Annotated in this window: 15 protein-coding genes and 2 pseudogenes; 9 read left to right on the plus strand and 8 right to left on the minus strand. The window is 68.8% G+C overall.

The genetic code is table 11. From position 1 onward, the window contains the following. Window positions 1-2 precede the first annotated feature (2 nt). A complete protein-coding gene (locus tag SRB5_RS05935; RefSeq protein WP_153450325.1) occupies window positions 3-377 on the plus strand; it encodes a winged helix-turn-helix transcriptional regulator in 375 nt (124 codons plus the stop codon). Window positions 378-430: 53 nt separating this feature from the next. Here the strand turns inward: SRB5_RS05935 and SRB5_RS37415 are convergent, their stop codons facing one another. Together SRB5_RS37415 and SRB5_RS37420 are read right to left on the minus strand one after the other, a co-directional pair. Beyond that, window positions 431-787 carry an SH3 domain-containing protein gene (locus SRB5_RS37415; protein ID WP_323377136.1) on the minus strand — a complete coding sequence of 119 codons (357 nt, stop codon included), beginning with the start codon at window positions 785-787 and terminating at the stop codon, window positions 431-433. Window positions 788-925: 138 nt separating this feature from the next. Next, window positions 926-1,534: a hypothetical protein gene (locus tag SRB5_RS37420; RefSeq protein WP_323377138.1), complete on the minus strand. Its 609-nt coding sequence runs from the start codon at window positions 1,532-1,534 to the stop codon at window positions 926-928. Window positions 1,535-2,339: 805 nt separating this feature from the next. Here SRB5_RS37420 and SRB5_RS05945 point away from each other — a divergent pair. From SRB5_RS05945 to SRB5_RS05955, 3 genes are all read left to right on the plus strand, one after another. Further along, the gene (locus SRB5_RS05945) at window positions 2,340-3,155 is read left to right on the plus strand and encodes an isocitrate lyase/PEP mutase family protein (RefSeq protein ID WP_153450326.1); all 816 of its coding nucleotides are present in this window, start codon (window positions 2,340-2,342) and stop codon (window positions 3,153-3,155) included. A gap of 108 nt (window positions 3,156-3,263) precedes the next feature. Continuing rightward, the gene (locus SRB5_RS05950; RefSeq protein ID WP_153450327.1) at window positions 3,264-3,590 is read left to right on the plus strand and encodes a hypothetical protein; all 327 of its coding nucleotides are present in this window, start codon (window positions 3,264-3,266) and stop codon (window positions 3,588-3,590) included. A 219-nt stretch (window positions 3,591-3,809) separates the two neighbouring features. Beyond that, window positions 3,810-4,733, plus strand: a complete 924-nt coding sequence (locus SRB5_RS05955; RefSeq protein WP_153450328.1) for a terpene synthase family protein — start codon at window positions 3,810-3,812, stop codon at window positions 4,731-4,733. Between the two features lie 329 nt (window positions 4,734-5,062). Here SRB5_RS05955 and SRB5_RS05960 read toward each other — a convergent pair whose 3' ends face one another. The 3 genes from SRB5_RS05960 to SRB5_RS05970 all read right to left on the minus strand — a co-directional run bounded on the left by SRB5_RS05960 (window position 5,063) and on the right by SRB5_RS05970 (window position 8,625). Continuing rightward, window positions 5,063-5,338 carry a hypothetical protein gene (locus tag SRB5_RS05960; protein WP_153450329.1) on the minus strand — a complete coding sequence of 92 codons (276 nt, stop codon included), beginning with the start codon at window positions 5,336-5,338 and terminating at the stop codon, window positions 5,063-5,065. A 434-nt stretch (window positions 5,339-5,772) separates the two neighbouring features. Continuing rightward, complete coding sequence (locus SRB5_RS05965; RefSeq protein ID WP_323377139.1) at window positions 5,773-6,081, minus strand: NIPSNAP family protein; 309 nt, start codon at window positions 6,079-6,081, stop codon at window positions 5,773-5,775. 252 nt (window positions 6,082-6,333) lie between these two features. Then, a complete protein-coding gene (locus SRB5_RS05970) occupies window positions 6,334-8,625 on the minus strand; it encodes a SpoIIE family protein phosphatase (RefSeq protein WP_194292847.1) in 2,292 nt (763 codons plus the stop codon). 1,333 nt (window positions 8,626-9,958) lie between these two features. On the opposite strand from SRB5_RS05970, the gene SRB5_RS05975 reads away from it, so the two are divergent. Further along, the gene (locus SRB5_RS05975) at window positions 9,959-10,534 is read left to right on the plus strand and encodes a hypothetical protein (protein ID WP_323377140.1); all 576 of its coding nucleotides are present in this window, start codon (window positions 9,959-9,961) and stop codon (window positions 10,532-10,534) included. A gap of 173 nt (window positions 10,535-10,707) precedes the next feature. Here the strand turns inward: SRB5_RS05975 and SRB5_RS05980 are convergent. Together SRB5_RS05980 and SRB5_RS37710 are read right to left on the minus strand one after the other, a co-directional pair. Beyond that, window positions 10,708-10,916, minus strand: a pseudogene (locus SRB5_RS05980) (transposase); the annotation flags it as partial. A gap of 16 nt (window positions 10,917-10,932) precedes the next feature. Next, window positions 10,933-11,052 (minus strand): annotated as a pseudogene (locus SRB5_RS37710) (IS5/IS1182 family transposase); the annotation flags it as partial. Window positions 11,053-11,313: 261 nt separating this feature from the next. On the opposite strand from SRB5_RS37710, the gene SRB5_RS36300 reads away from it, so the two are divergent. Then, window positions 11,314-11,667: a winged helix-turn-helix transcriptional regulator gene (locus SRB5_RS36300; protein ID WP_407703880.1), complete on the plus strand. Its 354-nt coding sequence runs from the start codon at window positions 11,314-11,316 to the stop codon at window positions 11,665-11,667. Window positions 11,668-11,803: 136 nt separating this feature from the next. Here SRB5_RS36300 and SRB5_RS05990 read toward each other — a convergent pair whose 3' ends face one another. Next, window positions 11,804-12,508 carry a TetR/AcrR family transcriptional regulator gene (locus SRB5_RS05990; protein ID WP_323377141.1) on the minus strand — a complete coding sequence of 235 codons (705 nt, stop codon included), beginning with the start codon at window positions 12,506-12,508 and terminating at the stop codon, window positions 11,804-11,806. Between the two features lie 183 nt (window positions 12,509-12,691). Here SRB5_RS05990 and SRB5_RS05995 point away from each other — a divergent pair, with 183 nt between their 5' ends. The 3 genes from SRB5_RS05995 to SRB5_RS06005 are packed head-to-tail and all read left to right on the plus strand — an operon-like array spanning window position 12,692 to window position 16,067. Continuing rightward, a complete protein-coding gene (locus SRB5_RS05995) occupies window positions 12,692-14,248 on the plus strand; it encodes a bifunctional 3-(3-hydroxy-phenyl)propionate/3-hydroxycinnamic acid hydroxylase (protein WP_153450333.1) in 1,557 nt (518 codons plus the stop codon). A 26-nt stretch (window positions 14,249-14,274) separates the two neighbouring features. Beyond that, a complete protein-coding gene (locus tag SRB5_RS06000; protein WP_153450334.1) occupies window positions 14,275-15,216 on the plus strand; it encodes a VOC family protein in 942 nt (313 codons plus the stop codon). After that, window positions 15,216-16,067: an alpha/beta fold hydrolase gene (locus SRB5_RS06005; RefSeq protein ID WP_153450335.1), complete on the plus strand. Its 852-nt coding sequence runs from the start codon at window positions 15,216-15,218 to the stop codon at window positions 16,065-16,067. Before SRB5_RS06000 ends, SRB5_RS06005 begins: the two co-directional genes overlap by 1 nt. Window positions 16,068-16,078: the final 11 nt, after the last annotated feature.

Consider the following 16,078-nt stretch of genomic DNA (forward strand, 5'->3'; position numbering starts at 1 on the left):
GCATGACGACGCTGAACCGGCCGGGCGCACCGGACGGACACGTCTGCGGGATCGACACCGCGATGGAAGTGATCGGCGGCAAGTGGAAAGTGCTGATCCTCTGGGCGCTCCACGAGCATCCGCACCGTCGCTTCGGCGAGCTGCGCCGACTGCTCCCGGGGATCACCGAGAAGGTGCTGGCCTCTCACCTGCGTGAGCTGGAAGCGGACGGTGTCGTGCACCGTGTCTCCTACGACGAGGTGCCGCCTCGCGTCGAATACTCGCTGACCGAGGACGGCAAGCGCCTCAACGACGCACTCCAGCCGCTGGCAGCCTGGGGTCGGGCGCGGCCGGCCACTCGGGGGCCGCAGGAGAAGGCGGGCCAGGTTCTGTTGTGAACGTGCTTCCCGCCACCCCGGCACAGACGCATCCGGGGTGACCGCGAAACCCGTCAGCACAGGGGTACGCCCGGGAGCTGATTGTCCGGCGAGGTCAGGTAGATGTTGGTGACGTACCCGCCGTAGAGGGGCAGGTAGGCCCACCAGTCGTTGGTGTAGGGGTCCACGACCACTGTTCCGCCCTGTTCCTGGCAGCTGACTTGTACCTCGACTCCGGCGGGGAGCCGGGTGAGGACGGTGGAGCCGGTCGTCGGGTTGCTGCGGACGTTGACGTCCGTACCCCAGGTGCCGAACCAGCTTCCGGCCCTCTTGGCGGCGCCGGGCACGTCGAGGGAGCGCACGATCCGGTTGACGTTGGTGTACGCCGCGCCGAACGAGGTCGTCGTGGGCTGGAGGGTGAAGACGGCCACGACCGAGCGGTCACCGGCGCCGACGGTGCCGGTGGTGTGCAGGGCGCGCTGGCTTATGTCGACGGACGCGGCGGCCGGCGCCGTCGTGTCGAGGCAGCTGCCCGAGGTTCCGAAGCCGGACCAGCCCTGCTTGACGGCTCAGGGGCTGTCGAATGTCGCGGGGATCCCGAAGAGCTGGTCGAAGCCGTCCGTGCCGCAGCGGGTGGACTGGCGGAGGTTGCCCATGACCATGTCGCGGACGGTGGCCGGCGCGCTGTCGAGGATCCACCGGTAGATCCGTACCGTGTCGGCCGCCGACAGCGCGGTGTATCCCCAGGTGCCCGGGTAGCCGGCGGGCGGACCGGCGGTGTCGGAGAGCCCCAGCCGGGAGACGATCGCGGAGCCGCCGTTCGCCGACCAGTAGGAGCTGGCGGCGGCGTCGTCGCTGGCGCGCAGCATCGAGTCGAACCGGGCCCGGTCGGTGGGAGTCAGGCTGTAGGTGGGGCCCTTGTTCCACAGGTGATCGAGTGCGATGAGGAGTTTGACGACGGAGGCGGAGCGGACCTGGAGGTGCGGGTTGAGCTGTTCGGTGAAGGTGTTGGTCTGCCGGTCGTAGACGGCGACCGCCGCCGTCACCCCGGGCGGCACGGTCACGGCCGTCGCGTCCGCAGGCGCGGATGCCTGGACGCCGGTCGTGGCGGCGCCGAGGAGGCAGGCCACGAGGCCCAGCCCTCCCACGGCGCGCAGGAGTCTGCGGTGCCAGCGCATGTGTTCCCCGTTCTCGACGCTGATCTGCTCGGGCGAGGCGTACGAGTCCCGGAGGACGCCGTACGCCCTGTACCGATGCTGACCGATACGGTCGGGGTCACGTCAGCCTTTCGGGCTCCGTCGAAACCTGCGGCCACGTCAGACCTGCTCACACGCTCGCCCCGGCGCCGGGTTCAGGCGCCCAGCCGGGTCCGCGGAATACGTATCCGAACCGGTCGGACCACCGCAGGGCACGAGGGACGTCGCGGGCCATCGCCACCATGCTGAGCGCATGATTTTGTTTTGTGGGAGCCGAGCCGCTCTCCGGCCAGATCTATCGGCAGCTGATGGACGCGATCCTCGACGGGACGTTCTCCGGCGTCCTTCTGCTCGAGCGCGAACTCGCCGATACGTTCTCGCCTTCTCGGTCGCGGCCGTACGGGCCACGTGAACTCCCGCGTTCGGCAGAGGGTGATGCCCTGGGTTTTTGGCGGTAGGTATGACCCAGTCAGGAATCCGCGTTCGAACGGACGGCTCCGAGATCGTGTCCAGGGCCGACTTGAAGCGGCAGCGGGTGCTTTCCGGCCTTTTGTGTCGGGACGTTGTCGTCAGTATCAGCGGTGACGAGCTCTGTGCCGAGGTGGGGCGGGCCGGGATCGGCGGTAGTCGTGCAGGTCTCACCCGGTGCCCGTCCCGGGCGCTGCGATGTGCGTCCAGCAGCGCGCGGACCCGCCCGTACGACGGCCGGGACAGGCCGGTGTCCGGACAGACGTTCGTGTCGGATTCCTGCCGGACAGCAGTGTTCGGTGAGTGGTTCGCTGAGCGCATGATCACTGCGCAGGCCGACAAGGCCCGTCTCTTCCGTTCTCTCCACAGCACCGCTCGTCCCCTGGCTCTCGCCAACGCCTGGGATGTCGCGAGCGCCCGCGTCATTGAGGCCGCGGGTGCGCCCGCGATCGCCACCACCAGCGCCGGTGTCGCGTGGTCTGTGGGCGCCGCGGACGGCGACATGCTGTCCCGCGAGGAGGCGCTGGGCCTGATCGCGCGGATCGTCGACGCTGTCGCGGTGCCGGTCACCGCCGACATCGAAGGCGGGTACGGGCAGGACCCGGCCGCCGTCGCGGAGACCGTCACCGCGGTGATCGAGGCCGGCGCGGTGGGCATCAACATCGAGGACGGGACCCGGCCCCCGGCCGAGCTCGCGGCGCGGCTGGTGGCGGCCCGCAGGGCGGGGGAGCAGGCGGGGGCGGACGTGTTCCTCAACGCCCGCGTCGACACCTTCCTGTTCGGCCTGGGCGACCCCGAGACCCGGCTGCAGGACACGTTCGAGCGTGCCCGCACCTACGTGGAGGCCGGCGCCGACGGCATTTTCGTCCCCGGCGTCACGGACCCGGCCACCGTCACGGCGCTGGCGGCGGAGATTTCCGTACCGCTGAACCTCATGGCCGGTCCCGGCGCACCGACGGTGGACGAGCTGGGTGCGCTCGGTGCGGCGCGCGTCAGCCTCGGATCGGGAGTGGCCCAGGCGGCCTACGCCGCTGCCCGCCGCGCCGCTCGCGACCTCTACGGCACCGGCAGCTACCAGGTGCTCGATGACGCCTTGGCCTTCCCGGAAATCAACGGTCTGTTCGCCACTGCCTGAGGATCGGCCTACGGAGTGGGGTAACTCCCGCTGCGGGGCGGCTTTGTTCTCGGGCTGCTGCGCGGCAGCGGCCATGGCTGACGTGGCGTCGAAGAGGCGAGCTTCCGCATGGACTGGGACGCCCCCTACTGCTCGGATTCACCCGGCCCGCACGCCCTGGCCGCCGAACTGCCCGGCACCGGCAGCGTCTCCGTACGCCTTGCCGACCAGAGCGTCCCGGGCTGCCTACAGGACAGCACGCACCCCGAACTCAGATCCTTCCTCTCACCCGGGCCGGTCTCCGCCGGCGACGCCCGGCCGACGGGCTCCGCCCTGAGCACGCTGACCACAAGGATCTTTCCCGGGCCGAAGCTGAACATCACCTGGCGGCTGATCACCCGAGGCTTTCCGTCCGGCCTTCCCTACGTCGTCGTCACCATCCCCACCGGCACCTGAGCCCGTGGTGGGTAAGAACCGGTCCCCGGGGAAGGGATGACGGAATGCGGTCCTTGCCCATGTTGTGCAGGGCTGGGGAGGGGAGCTTTCGTGAAGCGAGCGCCTGCAGAGGCAGGCACCGGGATCACAGGGGCCGATCCAGGGGACGGCGGGCGACGGGCTGCACTCTTGCAGGGCAAAACCCAGGGCCTCTCACTGCTCAACCCCAACCTTCGCCTCGTGGAGCCGCTCGTCACGGCGTGGGCCCAGAAGGTGGGGCTTCTCTCTGCCGAAGCAGCTGAGCAGGCCCGTAGGGAGCGCCATATCGCTTTCGCCGGCCGGGTCTGGCCGTGGGCACCCCCGGAGCGGCTGGCCGAACTGTCTCGCTTGGCCCTGTGGATGTTCGCCGTGGATGACCGCAGTGATGCCCGCGGGGACGATTCCGGAGAGGTCGACACAGAGCTGCAAGCCATGATGCGCATCGTCACCTGCGCACAGGAAGCTGTGCCCGAACAGGCGCCGGCGAGCGTGCGCGTCCTGGCGGAGGTCGTGCCCCGTCTGACCGATCGAATGAGCCCTGCGTGGGGCGTCCGCCTCCGCCGACATCTGGCGGAATGGATATACACCAACCGGGACATGATCCGGCGCCGGGCGGAAAGCAGCGTACCCACGCCTCGGAATTACATCGCCTGGCGCCGGGTCTCCGGAGCGGTCGGCTGGTGCTTCGATCTCACCGAATACGCACACGACGCGGAACTCACCGAGCTGGTGTGGTCCTCGCCGGCATGCCGACGGGTGCGGGATTCCGCAGCCGACATCATCTGCTGGACCAACGACCTGTATTCCCTCGCCAAAGAACTACGCACGGGTGAAACCAGCAACCTCGTCGTGGTGTTGCAGCACCACCACCACTTGACGCTGCGGGACGCCGTCAGCGAGGTCCACCGTCGGCTCTCCCTGCGGATCACCGAATTGCCTGCCGCGATCGTGAGTCTGCGGACCACCGCCTCCGCCATGAACCTGACGATGCTGGAACGAGGTGCAGTTGACCGGTATGTGGACGGGATCCGCGCATGGGCCCGTGGGTTTATCAACTACAGTCAGGAATCGGCACGATACGCCGATTCCCTGGTTCCCCTGAAAGCTGCGGGGCTGCGGTTGTGAGCCAGGATTACATTGGAACAGGTGACTGAACGACGACCGCCCGATCGACTCGGGGAGACCCCTGGACGCACTGTGGACCGTTCTGGGCCCGGCGGACGGAATCCACCGATCCCCGAGCGGTTCTGCGTGCCTCGACAGGTCGGACGTCGACCTTGACGTCGTGCGCGCGGACGAACGATCGAGCTCGTTGAGCCAGGCCATCGAGTACATCGTTGAAGAGGTTGAGATTCACCGGCATGACGAGACTGCCAGGTCTCGACCTCGACAGCTCTGAGAAGCCGGGGCCAACCAACCCATGGGAACAGCCGTGGCCAACCGGCGGCATGAGATCAAAATGGAACCGACAGACCAGCGTCGCGCAGACGGGTCAGAGCGACGGACATGCACTGCCGGACAGTCCTCCCGTCAGCTCGCGTCCCAAGTGCCAACGGACCGCCGCTGGCGGCGAACGTCCACGCCGGCGCGTTGTCGGCCAGCCGCTCCGCGTCCATCCTGATCGTGGCGTTCACACCCTGTTCGCCCAGCCACTCCAGGATGAGGAGAGTCACGTCCTCGATGCCGCGCTCCTCGTCGATCTTCGGCCAACGGCCCCGGTTCCCAGTCATTGCTCCGACTCTATCGAGGTCCTGAGGGCGGTCGAGTGGCCCCAGCCCGCAAGTTCGGGGAAGGGGCCAGGGGTGAGATACCGGTAGTTCGTTGGACTCGGCAGTAGAGATCAAGGGGTCTTCCGGATTCGACGGCGTCGAGCAGGGCGGCGAGTTCGGGTGGCGGGTTCTTGTCCGCCCAGGCCCGCCACCTGATGATCTCCGTGAGGTGGCGGGTGGGTGGCTGCTGGTGTCGGCGTGCGGCCTTCGGGGTGGGGGAGGCCGGTGTCCAGGTCGTCGCCCCGGGCCGCGTACTCTTCGAACGGCGGGCGGCACTTCGCCGCCGGTCTCGCTGTAATCGAGGCCTCCACGATCCGGCCGTCCTCGACACGCATGAGGTTTACGTCGGGCAGGGGGCCACGACCTCGGGGGTGCTATTCAAGCCCAGGCCTGGCCTACGTGACGTCGAGCGGCCGGAGGAAGCGGCGCTCGTACCGCTTGATGCAGCGGGTGCTACGAGCCAGCTCGAAGGCATCCTGGCACTCCGGGTCGGTCATGCTGTCCGTACGGTACTGCTCGTACGCGGCGAGACTGGGAAAGGAGAAGAGGGCGTAGGCGATGTCGCTGTCGCCTTCACTCGGCAGGAAGTAGCCGTGATGCGTCCCGCCGAAGCGGTTGACGAGCCCGACCCAGCGGCGGCCGTATTCGGCGAAATCCTCGAGCTTGTCGGCGTCGATCTCGTACTTCAGATGAATGGTGATCACGCCCACATGATGCTGCATGCCGGTTCGGGCTGAGCCATGCTCGGGACTTGTGGATCGGTTCCATGGGGCACATGGCAGGGCGGATTTCTCGGGGCAGCCTACAAGACACCGAGTAGATGCCCGCGTTGCAGGGAGATGCGCCCTGTGCTCAGTGTAGTGAACGCGGACGGCAGTACCGAGTCCGGCTCCCTGGCCGATGACATGGTCCGTGAGGGTGCGCGGAGGGTTCGAGCGTTCTGATTCGGGCACTGCTCAGCCGCCCGCTTCGTATTTTTGTTCGGTCCAGATGGTTTTGCCGCGTGTGGTGTAGCGGCTGCCCCAGCGTTCGGTGAGCTGGGCGACGAGGAACAGTCCGCGGCCGCCTTCTTCGGACAGGCGTGCCCGGCGTAGGTGGGGTTGGGACTGGCTGGGGTCGGAGACCTCGCAGATGAGTTGTTCGTCCTGGATGAGGCGCAGGCCGATGGGGCCGTACGCGTAGCGGATGGCGTTGGTGACGAGCTCGCTGACGATGAGTTCGGTGCTGAAGGCCAGGTCTTCCAGGCCCCATCCGGCGAGCCGGGATCTGACGAGGGTGCGGGCGTGGGCTACCTGGGTGGGGTCGGCAGTCAGTTCCCAGTAGGCCGTTCGGGTGGGCGGCAGGCGCTCGACGCGGGCCAGGAGGACTGCGAGGTCCTCGGTGCGGGAGGTTTTCCGGAGGCGGTGGAGGAGTCGGTCGGTGACGTCGGTCAGGGGGGTGTCGATGTGCGCGGCAGCGCGGGCTCCGTCGCGGAGGTGGTGCAGGTCGTGGGTGTCGGGGGAGGGCGGCCCGGTGTGGAGGGTGAGGATGTCGCCGGGATCCAGGTGGAGCTGGGCCGGTTCGTAGGGAGCGCGGTCCGTGCTGCCGAGGGCGGGACCCGTCGGGACAGGCACTTCGGTTACCGTGCCGGTACGGTGGCGGGCAAGGAGCGGCGGGGGATGGCCGGCGGAGGCGATGAGGCACTGACCCGTGACGGGGTCGTAGGTGACGTACAGGCAGGTGGCCCCGTGCAGGGAGCCGGTATCCGGGTCCGGTGGGCGTCCTTCGTCCCTTCCGATACGGGTCACGAGGTCGTCGAGGTGGCTGAGGAGTTCCTCGGGCGGCAGGTCGACGTCGGCGAGCGTCTGTACGGCTGATCGCAGTCTGCCCATGGCGCCGACGGCGTGCATGCCGTGTCCGGCCACCTTGCCGATGACGAACGCGGTGCGCGCCCCGGAGAGCCGGATGACGTCGTACCAGGATCCGCCGGTGCCAGCGGCGCTGCCGGCCGGGGCGTGGACGCCGGCGCTTTGGGCGGCGCTGGTCCGTCGGACGGGTGGGGGCAGCAGGCTCCGCTGGAGATGTTCGACGGTGCGGCGCTCACGGGTGTAGCGGCGTGCGTTGTCCAGGCTCAGGGCTGTCCGGGAGGCCACCGATTCCATGATGCCCACGTCGTCCTGGGTGAAGGGCGGCCGGTCTTTGCCCCGCCAGACGGCGAGGACGCCCAGGACGTGGCCCCGGGCCCAGAGCGGAACGAACAGCGCTGATCTGGCGACGGCGGGGAAGAGGAGCCGCAGCCGTTCGGGGTCGATCTCCAGCCGGGTACGCAGGGCGTCAAGGTCGGGCACGAACACGGTTCCGCCGCCGCCGAGTGCCTGACTCTCCAGGTCCCGGGCCCGGACCCGGTCTCCCAGCTGGTAGATGTCCGTGGGCCAGGCGCCGTGCGCGGAGGCAGCTGCGACGCGTCGCAGCGGGGTGCCGGGCACGAGCCGGGTGGCCTCGCCTCCCTCCCGCACCGGGTCGGTCAGGTCCACGCACGCCCAGTCGGTGAATTCGGGGACGAGGAGTTGCGTCACGTGCTCGGCGGTCCGGACGACGTCGAGTGAGCGGCCCAACTGGCGGGCGGATGTCTGCAGCAGGGCGAGCTGGCGCTGTGCGGTGTGGTAGCGGGTGGTGTCGGCGAGCAGTGCTGCCGCGCCGAGCGGATGCCCGGCGCGGTCTGTCAGCGGGAAAGCGGACAGTGAGACCTCGCGGTCGGGATCGCCGGCGCCACGGTTCCTGGCGCGGCCGGTGGCGCCGGTCACTGGTTCGCCGGTCCGGAGGGTCTGTCGCAGCTGTCCGTCGATCGCCGCGGCGTCTTCGTCCGTCAGGACCTCGTGCAGATCGATGCGGACCGGGCCATCGCGGGTTCCGGCCTCCACGCCGAAGAATGCGGGGCTGCACCACGCGTCTCTCGCGGCGGTATCCGGTTCACGGACGACGAGCCCGACCTCACTGCAGTTGAACAGGGAACGAATCAAGGCGTGGTCCACGGTCCGGCACCGGTCATGGCCGGTGCCCTGCGGTTCCTGTCCGACCGAGGATTCGTCGCAGCCATCCGTGGTCGGAAGCCGGGTGACCACCACACTCCAGCCCGGACTTCCCTCGGTCAGCGGCATCACCTCAGCCTTCACGTCGACGGTGGTGCCGTCTTGGTGGCGCAGGGACAGCGGCAGATCCTGCCCCGTAACCGGCAGCGGTCCGCCGCGGGGGGAGATGACGTCAGCCATCGGCTGTCCCGCCAATTCTCCCGGGTCCCGGCCAAGCAGGCGATGCACTCCGGGCGAGCACTGGCGGACGGTACCGTGTGCGTCCAGAAGGAACATCACGGGCGGCATGAGGAAGGGCTTCTCCACGGGCCCTCTCGTCCCATCCATCCGCCGCCTCCGTCTGCGTTCGATGCGACCCGGCACACCCGACGCTCCTGTCGGTTTTTATCCCGTCGTGCAGGAACGACATCAATCACGATGAGACGAAAACCCCGGAGGCGCATTCCCGGCGGCGGCGGGAGGCCGCACCGGCAGACTCAGGAAGAATCCGACCGCACGATCCGCCTTCCGGACCCTCGGCCGTACTGTCCGTACCTGCCGCCTCGCACGGCAATGCGGCCCCGGTGGCCGTGCCGTACCTCGCGCCGTTGCCGACACGGGCGAGTCCCACCCGCAGAGCAGCGGGCCCGGCGGGAGCGAACCGTTCGGAGGCCGGGAAAGCCCGTCGGTGGGCCGGTCCGATAGCTGCCGCAAACGCGAGGCGAATCCGACTGACCCGGCCACACGCAAGGACCGCGCGATTCGTCGACAGGCCGTCACGGGCTGACCGACGGACGTCTCCGTGCGTACACCGGCCGGGACAGCTTCCTCAACAGGAGATCATGAGGCCGTCCGTCCGGGCGGCCTGGTAGATCTGAAGGGCGGGGACCCAGCCGGGACACCGGCGGTGGCGGTGGACGACAAGAGCGTCTGCCGCTCGCGTACCGGGACCGCCCGCCGTCGATGCCCGCCAGCCGAACCGCCGACCAGCTTCAACCTGTCCGGCACTGTGTGACCGCGGCCCGCACACCCGGCGCGAACACGCGACATGGTTGGCGGAGGTGATCAAGGCGCACCATCTGCTGATGGCCAAGGGCAACCAGCCGAACCGGCGCGCCGCGATCAAGGCCCTGCGGTGGAAGGACGGTTCTTGCGGCACTGCAAGGGCGTGAAGACCGCCGGGATCACCCGGCAGGCCGTCCACACGATCAACAGCACGACGGTACGTGAAGCATCACCGCAGTTCATCGGCCGTATCGTTGGACCGCAGCACGGGGCATCTAGCCGCCACTACGTCAGGGACGCCACGTTCGCCGAGGATGCCTTCCGGATCCGGACGGGGCACGGGCCGGAGAAAATGGCCAACCTATGCGACCTCGCCATCAACAGGCTCCGCGAGTCCGACCCCACCAGCCCCCGCCGGTCTCCGCCAGATGTCCCGCGAACCTTCCCCTTTCGGGGCCTCCTCGAAGCAGCCCCGTGACCGGCAACGGAACGGAACGGTCCAGGCTGCGCGTGCGGTTGAATCAGCCGGGTGAATGAGACTCCTGCTTTGCGACTTCGCCGTGCCGTCCGGCGTATTGAGGCCTCCACCCGGGATCGCGTCGTGACGGGGCGTGGTCCGGAGGATGCCGATGACGTGGTGGGTACGTTTGCCACGGACGGTGCCCTGGGCTTCGATCCGTTCCCGTTCCTCCGGGCTCTTCACGAGGCCGGGTCGGGTGCGGTGGTCGTCGGTCAGGTGGCCGGAATCATGCACGGCTCGGCGGAACTGACCGGCGACCTCGACCTGCTGTGGGACGGTACGCGCGCGCAGGCGGATGCTCTGCGCGCGGCCCTGACCGCCACGGGCTGCGCCGACCTGCCCGACCTGAACCGGCCTCAGGCGGCCTACCAGGTGGTGGGCGCCGGGGGTGACTTGTGCACGCCCGACCTGCCGTGGGGCGGTATGGACGTCGCGTCCTGTCTCGTGCGGGCGGTCAGCGCCCGCGATCCGGCGGGCTTCAACGTCCTGTACGCCGACCTGGACGACCTGATCCTGATGCGACGGTCCATCGGCCGCCCCAAGGACCACCGTCGCGCGGACGAACTCGAGGCGCTACGCTTGTGAGTGCACCTCCGACCAGCAGTTTCGCTTGCCCGACAGGACTTTAGGACGGCCTCGGCGTGGAGCCTGTGAAGGCTCCACGCCGAGGCGTCACGCTCATGTTGATTAAGGGTTTCGGGCCGGCCACCGTGCGGGTGACGGGAGGCGAGACGTCTGCACCCGCCGAGAGGTCGTTTTCACCCGGTGTTTCGTCCCGGAATGTGTGTTTGGTCCTGGGATGCCGGAGTGCGCCAGGAGATGGTGGCTCGCCGGTGAGGCGGCGTGCTACCAGGTCGGTCATGGCCAGGTGGATCATGGCCTCGGAGCGGGCCGGAAGGGTCTCGTAGTCGCGGGCGAGCCGGCGGTGGAACATCAGCCAGCCGTATGTACGCTCCACTGACCAGCGCAGGCCATGTTCCGGCGGCCGGCCGATGGCCGGCGCCTTTCTTCCGCCGCTTCGCGCGCCAGCCGGTGAGCACCGGCTCGATCAGCGCCCAGCGGGCGTCGGACAGATCGCCGGGATACGGGCGACGTACAGCCATGACCTGTACGTATCGTCACCCGGAGAGTGCGCCCAGGCGCACAGGACAGGGGCACGGAGGCACGTGCGCCCGCGCCGTGTGCATCCTGGGATGAGACAGAGGCGAGTCACCTGCTGCCACAGGCGTCACCCCACCCGTCCCTCAAAGCTCACCAACACTGCAATCTCCAAGGGCGTAGCCGATATCCCCGCAAAGATCCAGGGCAATACAACTGTCCAGGGTGAAAACGACCTCTCAGACCCTGCGGAAGGAGGCACTTTCTTGTCGCAACGGAGCACCGCGATAACAGACCGGGCCACACCGCCACCCCCGGCAGGAACTCCGGAGATCCCCGACTGCCCGCTGCGGGAGGTACTCGGCCTGATCGGCGACAAGTGGAGCGCCCAGGTGCTGGTCGGGCTCGGCGACGGTCCTCACCGGTTCACCGAACTGGAACGCGCCATCGAGGGCATCGGCCGCCGGATGCTGACGCTCAGCCTGCGTAATCTGGAACGGAACGCGCTGATCACCTGCACTGTGCACCCCGACGCACCACCGCGTGTGGAGTACGCCGCCACCCTGGCGGCGTGGGTCGACCGGAACAGACCAGCCATCGCAGCCGCACGCCACGGGTGATCTCCACGAGGCCGGCGGCTCGCGGGATCCTTCGCCGGCAGTGCCAGGATGAATTCGTCCCACCCCGGCGGAATACCCGCCGCGACGCTGCTCGGCGCGGGTTCCGGCTGGTGTGCGGTGACTTTGCCCCGGCGGTCTACGGCCGGCGCGACGTGCGCGGCGTGATGGATGGCTCCAGCCCCGCCCCGGCGTCGCCGGAGTGCTTGATCCTCGCTGCGAGCCGCTCTCCCATCAGTGCGATGGTCTCGGCCAGCAGGTCCATGTCATCGGCCATCGAACGGCCCTCGGCCTGATCAGCGAGGAACGTACCGTCGATCCCGGCCATGCCGATGTACTCGAGCCGGTCGGCGACGGCCCGGGCGATCTCGGGGTCCTCGTCGTTGAAGGACTCCCGGATCATGTGATTCACGTGGCGCCTGCCCTCGTGGCGCACCTTGTCGATCGCCTCCTTCACCTCGAGATCGGCCTCGTCGTTGTCCTCGCTGAGGATCAGGTACATGTGCAGGCGGAGGAACTCTTCCCGCTCGGTCAGCACTGCGGCCGCCCGGCGCAGGAACCAGCTCAGTCGTTCCTGGGGGGTTCCACCGGCGGGCGGGTCGGCGTGCACGGCGCTCATCGCCCTGAAGAAGTCGTTCATGCCGCGTTCCATCACCGCCGACAGCAGACCGCCCTTGGTGCGGAAGTGATGGAAAATCACGCTCTTCGCCAGCCCGATCTCGTTGCTGACGACGGAGAGCGGCGTGGCCGCGTAACCCCGCTGCCCCATGATGCGGGAGGCCGCCTCGAGGATCTCCTCGCGTGAGCGCTTTCCCCGCCGGTTGCTGACTCGCTGCCTGTCCACCCCCGAAGCATACGGCGGCGGCGGGACACGGCACTCGAACGTATGAGCGCATCCGCGCCTGTCCGGCAAGCGAATTCTGCATCACAGAATTTTCAAGCCCGGCGATTGACCGTAACCGCACGGCAGCGTGACGCTGCTCACCAAGAAATCGACCGCTCGGTCGAACTCTTCGAGGAGCGTCGCATGCCTGAACACTTCGACACCGACATCGCGATCATCGGTTACGGCCCGACCGGCGTGGTGGGGGCCCTGTCGCTCGCCGCCGGGGGCGCGTCCGTGATCGCTTTCGAGCGGGACCAGGACATCTACCCCCGTGCCCGAGCGGTCACGATCAACGACTGGACGATGCGGGTCTTCCAGAGCCTCGGTATCGACGAGCGGATCGAGAAGGTCGTCGAGCCGCAGGACCAGCTGCGCTGGAAGACGTACGACGGCCAGGAGATCTTCCGCGCCACGCAACCGCCCTCGGCGCTCGGAACACGCAATACCAAGCCGCGCTTCTTCAGCATCTACCAGCCGACGATGGAGGCCGAGCTGCGCCGCTGCGCGCAGGAGGCCGACGGCATCGATGTCCGCTACGGCGCCGAGGTGATCGGGGTCACGCAGGACGACACCGGCGTCACAGTCACCGCGCGTGACCGTGTGACCGGTGAGGAGACCACCACCCGGGCCCGTTACGCGCTCGGCGCGGACGGCGGCTCCAGCCCGACCCGGAAACTGCTGGGCATCCCGATGCTGGGCGACACCGACCCCCAGCTGTGGATCGTCATCGACTGCCGGGTCAAGCGCTGGTGGCCGGACCGCGACCTCCTCACGTTCTGGAGCGACAAGGTGCGGCCGGTCGTCGACATCGCGCTCTCCGCAGGCCACCACCGCTGGGAGATCCCGCTGAAGCCGGGCGAGACCGAGGCCGACTTCCGGACCCCGGAGCAGGTGTGGCCGCTGCTCGACGCGATGGGCATGACGCCCGACGACGTGGAGATCCAGCAGCACGCCTTCTACCGCCACCACGTCCGCGCGGCCGAGACCTGGCGGCTGGGCCGGGTCTTCCTGGCCGGCGACGCCGCCCACCTGATGCCGCCGTGGGCCGGCGCGGGAATGCAGTCCGGCATGCGCGACGTGCACAACCTCGCCTGGAAGCTCACCCGGGTCCTGCGCGGGGAGCTGGACACGGCGATGCTCGACACCTACGAGGCGGAGCGCCGTTCCAACGTCGAGTTCCTCACCCAGATAGCCGTCCAGTTCGGCCGCGTGATCAAACAGCAGGTCGCGCCCGAGGAACTCGAGGCGATGAACGCGGTGCCGGAGAACACCGTGACGCCGTACGAGGAGCCGATGATGGCGCCGCCGGTCCTCGATGCCGGGAGCTGGCTGCGCGGCGAGGTGGCGGACGCCTCCGTCGTCGGACGGATGATCCCCCAGCCCGTCGTCGCCGACACGGTGGGTCTGATGAGACGGCTCGACGAACTCCTCGGCAACGGCTTCGTCCTGCTGGGCGCCGACACCGACCCGCGGACCCTGCTCAGCGCCGAGGAGACGGCGCAGTGGGACGCGCTGGGCGCCCGCTATCTCACCGTCCGGCCGAAGACCGCCTACACCCGGGGACCCGACGAACTGGTCGACCTCCAAGGGGTGCTGCTCGGCTGGTTCGCCCGCTACGGCGTCCAGGCGATCGCCCTGCGCCCGGACAAGTTCGTCGCGGCGTCCGACAAGGCCGGGCTCGCCGTTCCGGCGCTCTGATCCCACACCCCGAGAGAAGGAAACAGATGCCTGGAGTCAAGGAACTCGCGTACGTCGTGTACGAGGTCAGCGACCTCGCCGGCTGGGAGCACTTCGCCGCGGGTCTGCTGGGAATGCAGGTCAGCCACAAGGACGCCGCCTCGATCGGCTTCCGAACCGATGAGAAGGCGTACCGCTGGCTCTGCACCGAGGGGCCGGCCGACGACCTGGCCGCCACCGGCTACGCGGTGGAGAACGACAGCTCACTCGACCGTATCGTGGAGAAGCTCCGCGGCGCGGGGATCGAGGCCACCGAGGGCGATTCCGCCCTCGCCGCCGCCCGCAAGGTCGACCGGATCGTGATCACCGCCGACCCCATCGGCAACCGGCTCGAGCTGGTCACCGGCTTCGCCGACGCCGAGACCCCGTTCCACTCGGACACCGTGCTCGGCACGTTCGTCACCGGCGCCGGCGGCGCGGGCCACGAGGTGCTGGTCTCCAAGGGCGTCGGCCGCGAGGAGTACCTCGCCTTCTATCTGAACATCCTCGGCTTCAAGATCAGCGACTTCATCGTCGAGGAAGTCGCTCCCGGGGTCGTCGCCGACGTCGTCTTCCTGCACTGCAACCCGCGCCACCACTCCGTGGCCTTCGGCAACATGCCGCACCCGAAGAAGATGCACCACTTCATGGTCGAGGTCAGCGACATCCGGGACGTGGGTCTGGCCTACGACCGGTGCATGGACGCGAAGCAGCCGTTCGAGATGACGCTGGGGATGCACCCGAACGACCGCATGTTCAGCTTCTACGTCCGTACGCCCTCCGGCTTCTCCGTCGAGTACGGCTGGGGCGGGCTGCTCATCGACGACGAGACCTGGGAGGTCGAGACCCTCGGCAGGCTCAGCAGCTGGGGCCACCGTCCCCCGGAGATGGTCCACGATCTGCTCGGCCGGGCCCCCTTCACCAACATGCCCCCGGAAGGTGCCCGCTGATGGCCCTCACCGAAGCGGACGTCTCCAGGGACATCCGGACCAAGAGCTGGAACATCCACTACAACGAGGCCGGCCCCGCCGACGGACACCCCGTCCTCCTGCTCCACGGGGGTGGTCCCGGCGCCACCGGCTGGAGCAACTACAACCCGAACATCGAGCCCGTCGCCGCGGCCGGCTTCCGGGTGATCGCCCCCGACCTGCCGGGCTGGGGCAAGTCGGACGAGGCCGACTTCGCGACGTACGACCACGTCGAGGTGATCCGCGAGTTCCTCGACGCGCTCGGCATCGAGAAGGCCGCCTTCGTCGGCAACTCGATGGGCGGCCACGCCTCACTGCGCATGGCGATCGAGCAGCCCGAGCGGGTCTCCCACCTGATCACCATGGGCGCCCCGATCCAGCTGAAGCCCATCCTCTTCGGCGCCGGCGGCGGCCCGACCGAGGGTCTCAAGGTCATGGCCAGGAGCTATGCCGACCACAGTCCCGAGCAGATGATGCGACTGGTCGAGGTCATGGTCTACGACAAGGAGCGGTTCGCCACCCCCGAGCTGGCCGAGCAGCGTTCGGCCGCCGTGGCCGAGCACCCGGAGCATCTCGCGAACGTCGCCAGGCACGCGCCCCGGGCGCCGATCACGATCTGGGCCGACCCCGGCCGGCTCGCGGAGATCTCGGCGCCGGCGCTGCTGATCCACGGACGCGACGACCGGGTCGTCTCCTTCGAGACCGCGCTCTTCCTGGCGGCGAACATTCCCGACTCGCGGTGCCACATCATCAACCGCTGCGGCCACTGGGCCCAGCTCGAGCACGCCGACGAGTTCAACCGGCTGGTGGCGGACTTCGTCCGCCACCACTGAACGGTCTGGCG

It is taken from the genome of Streptomyces smaragdinus (assembly GCF_009604385.1).
In the GTDB taxonomy this organism is placed as follows: domain Bacteria; phylum Actinomycetota; class Actinomycetes; order Streptomycetales; family Streptomycetaceae; genus Streptomyces; species Streptomyces smaragdinus.

Excerpts from the sequence above, each read along its gene's own strand:
- SRB5_RS05945 (WP_153450326.1), top strand. The coding sequence starts at position 2,340 with ATGATCACTGCGCAGGCCGACAAGGCCCGTCTCTTCCGTTCTCTCCAC.
- SRB5_RS05950 (WP_153450327.1), top strand. The coding sequence starts at position 3,264 with ATGGACTGGGACGCCCCCTACTGCTCGGATTCACCCGGCCCGCACGCC.
- SRB5_RS06005 (WP_153450335.1), top strand. The coding sequence starts at position 15,216 with ATGGCCCTCACCGAAGCGGACGTCTCCAGGGACATCCGGACCAAGAGC.
- SRB5_RS05995 (WP_153450333.1), top strand. The coding sequence starts at position 12,692 with ATGCCTGAACACTTCGACACCGACATCGCGATCATCGGTTACGGCCCG.
- SRB5_RS05935 (WP_153450325.1), top strand. The coding sequence starts at position 3 with ATGACGACGCTGAACCGGCCGGGCGCACCGGACGGACACGTCTGCGGG.
- SRB5_RS37420 (WP_323377138.1), bottom strand. The coding sequence starts at position 1,534 with ATGCGCTGGCACCGCAGACTCCTGCGCGCCGTGGGAGGGCTGGGCCTC.
- SRB5_RS05970 (WP_194292847.1), bottom strand. The coding sequence starts at position 8,625 with ATGGCTGACGTCATCTCCCCCCGCGGCGGACCGCTGCCGGTTACGGGG.
- SRB5_RS05960 (WP_153450329.1), bottom strand. The coding sequence starts at position 5,338 with ATGACTGGGAACCGGGGCCGTTGGCCGAAGATCGACGAGGAGCGCGGC.
- SRB5_RS06000 (WP_153450334.1), top strand. The coding sequence starts at position 14,275 with ATGCCTGGAGTCAAGGAACTCGCGTACGTCGTGTACGAGGTCAGCGAC.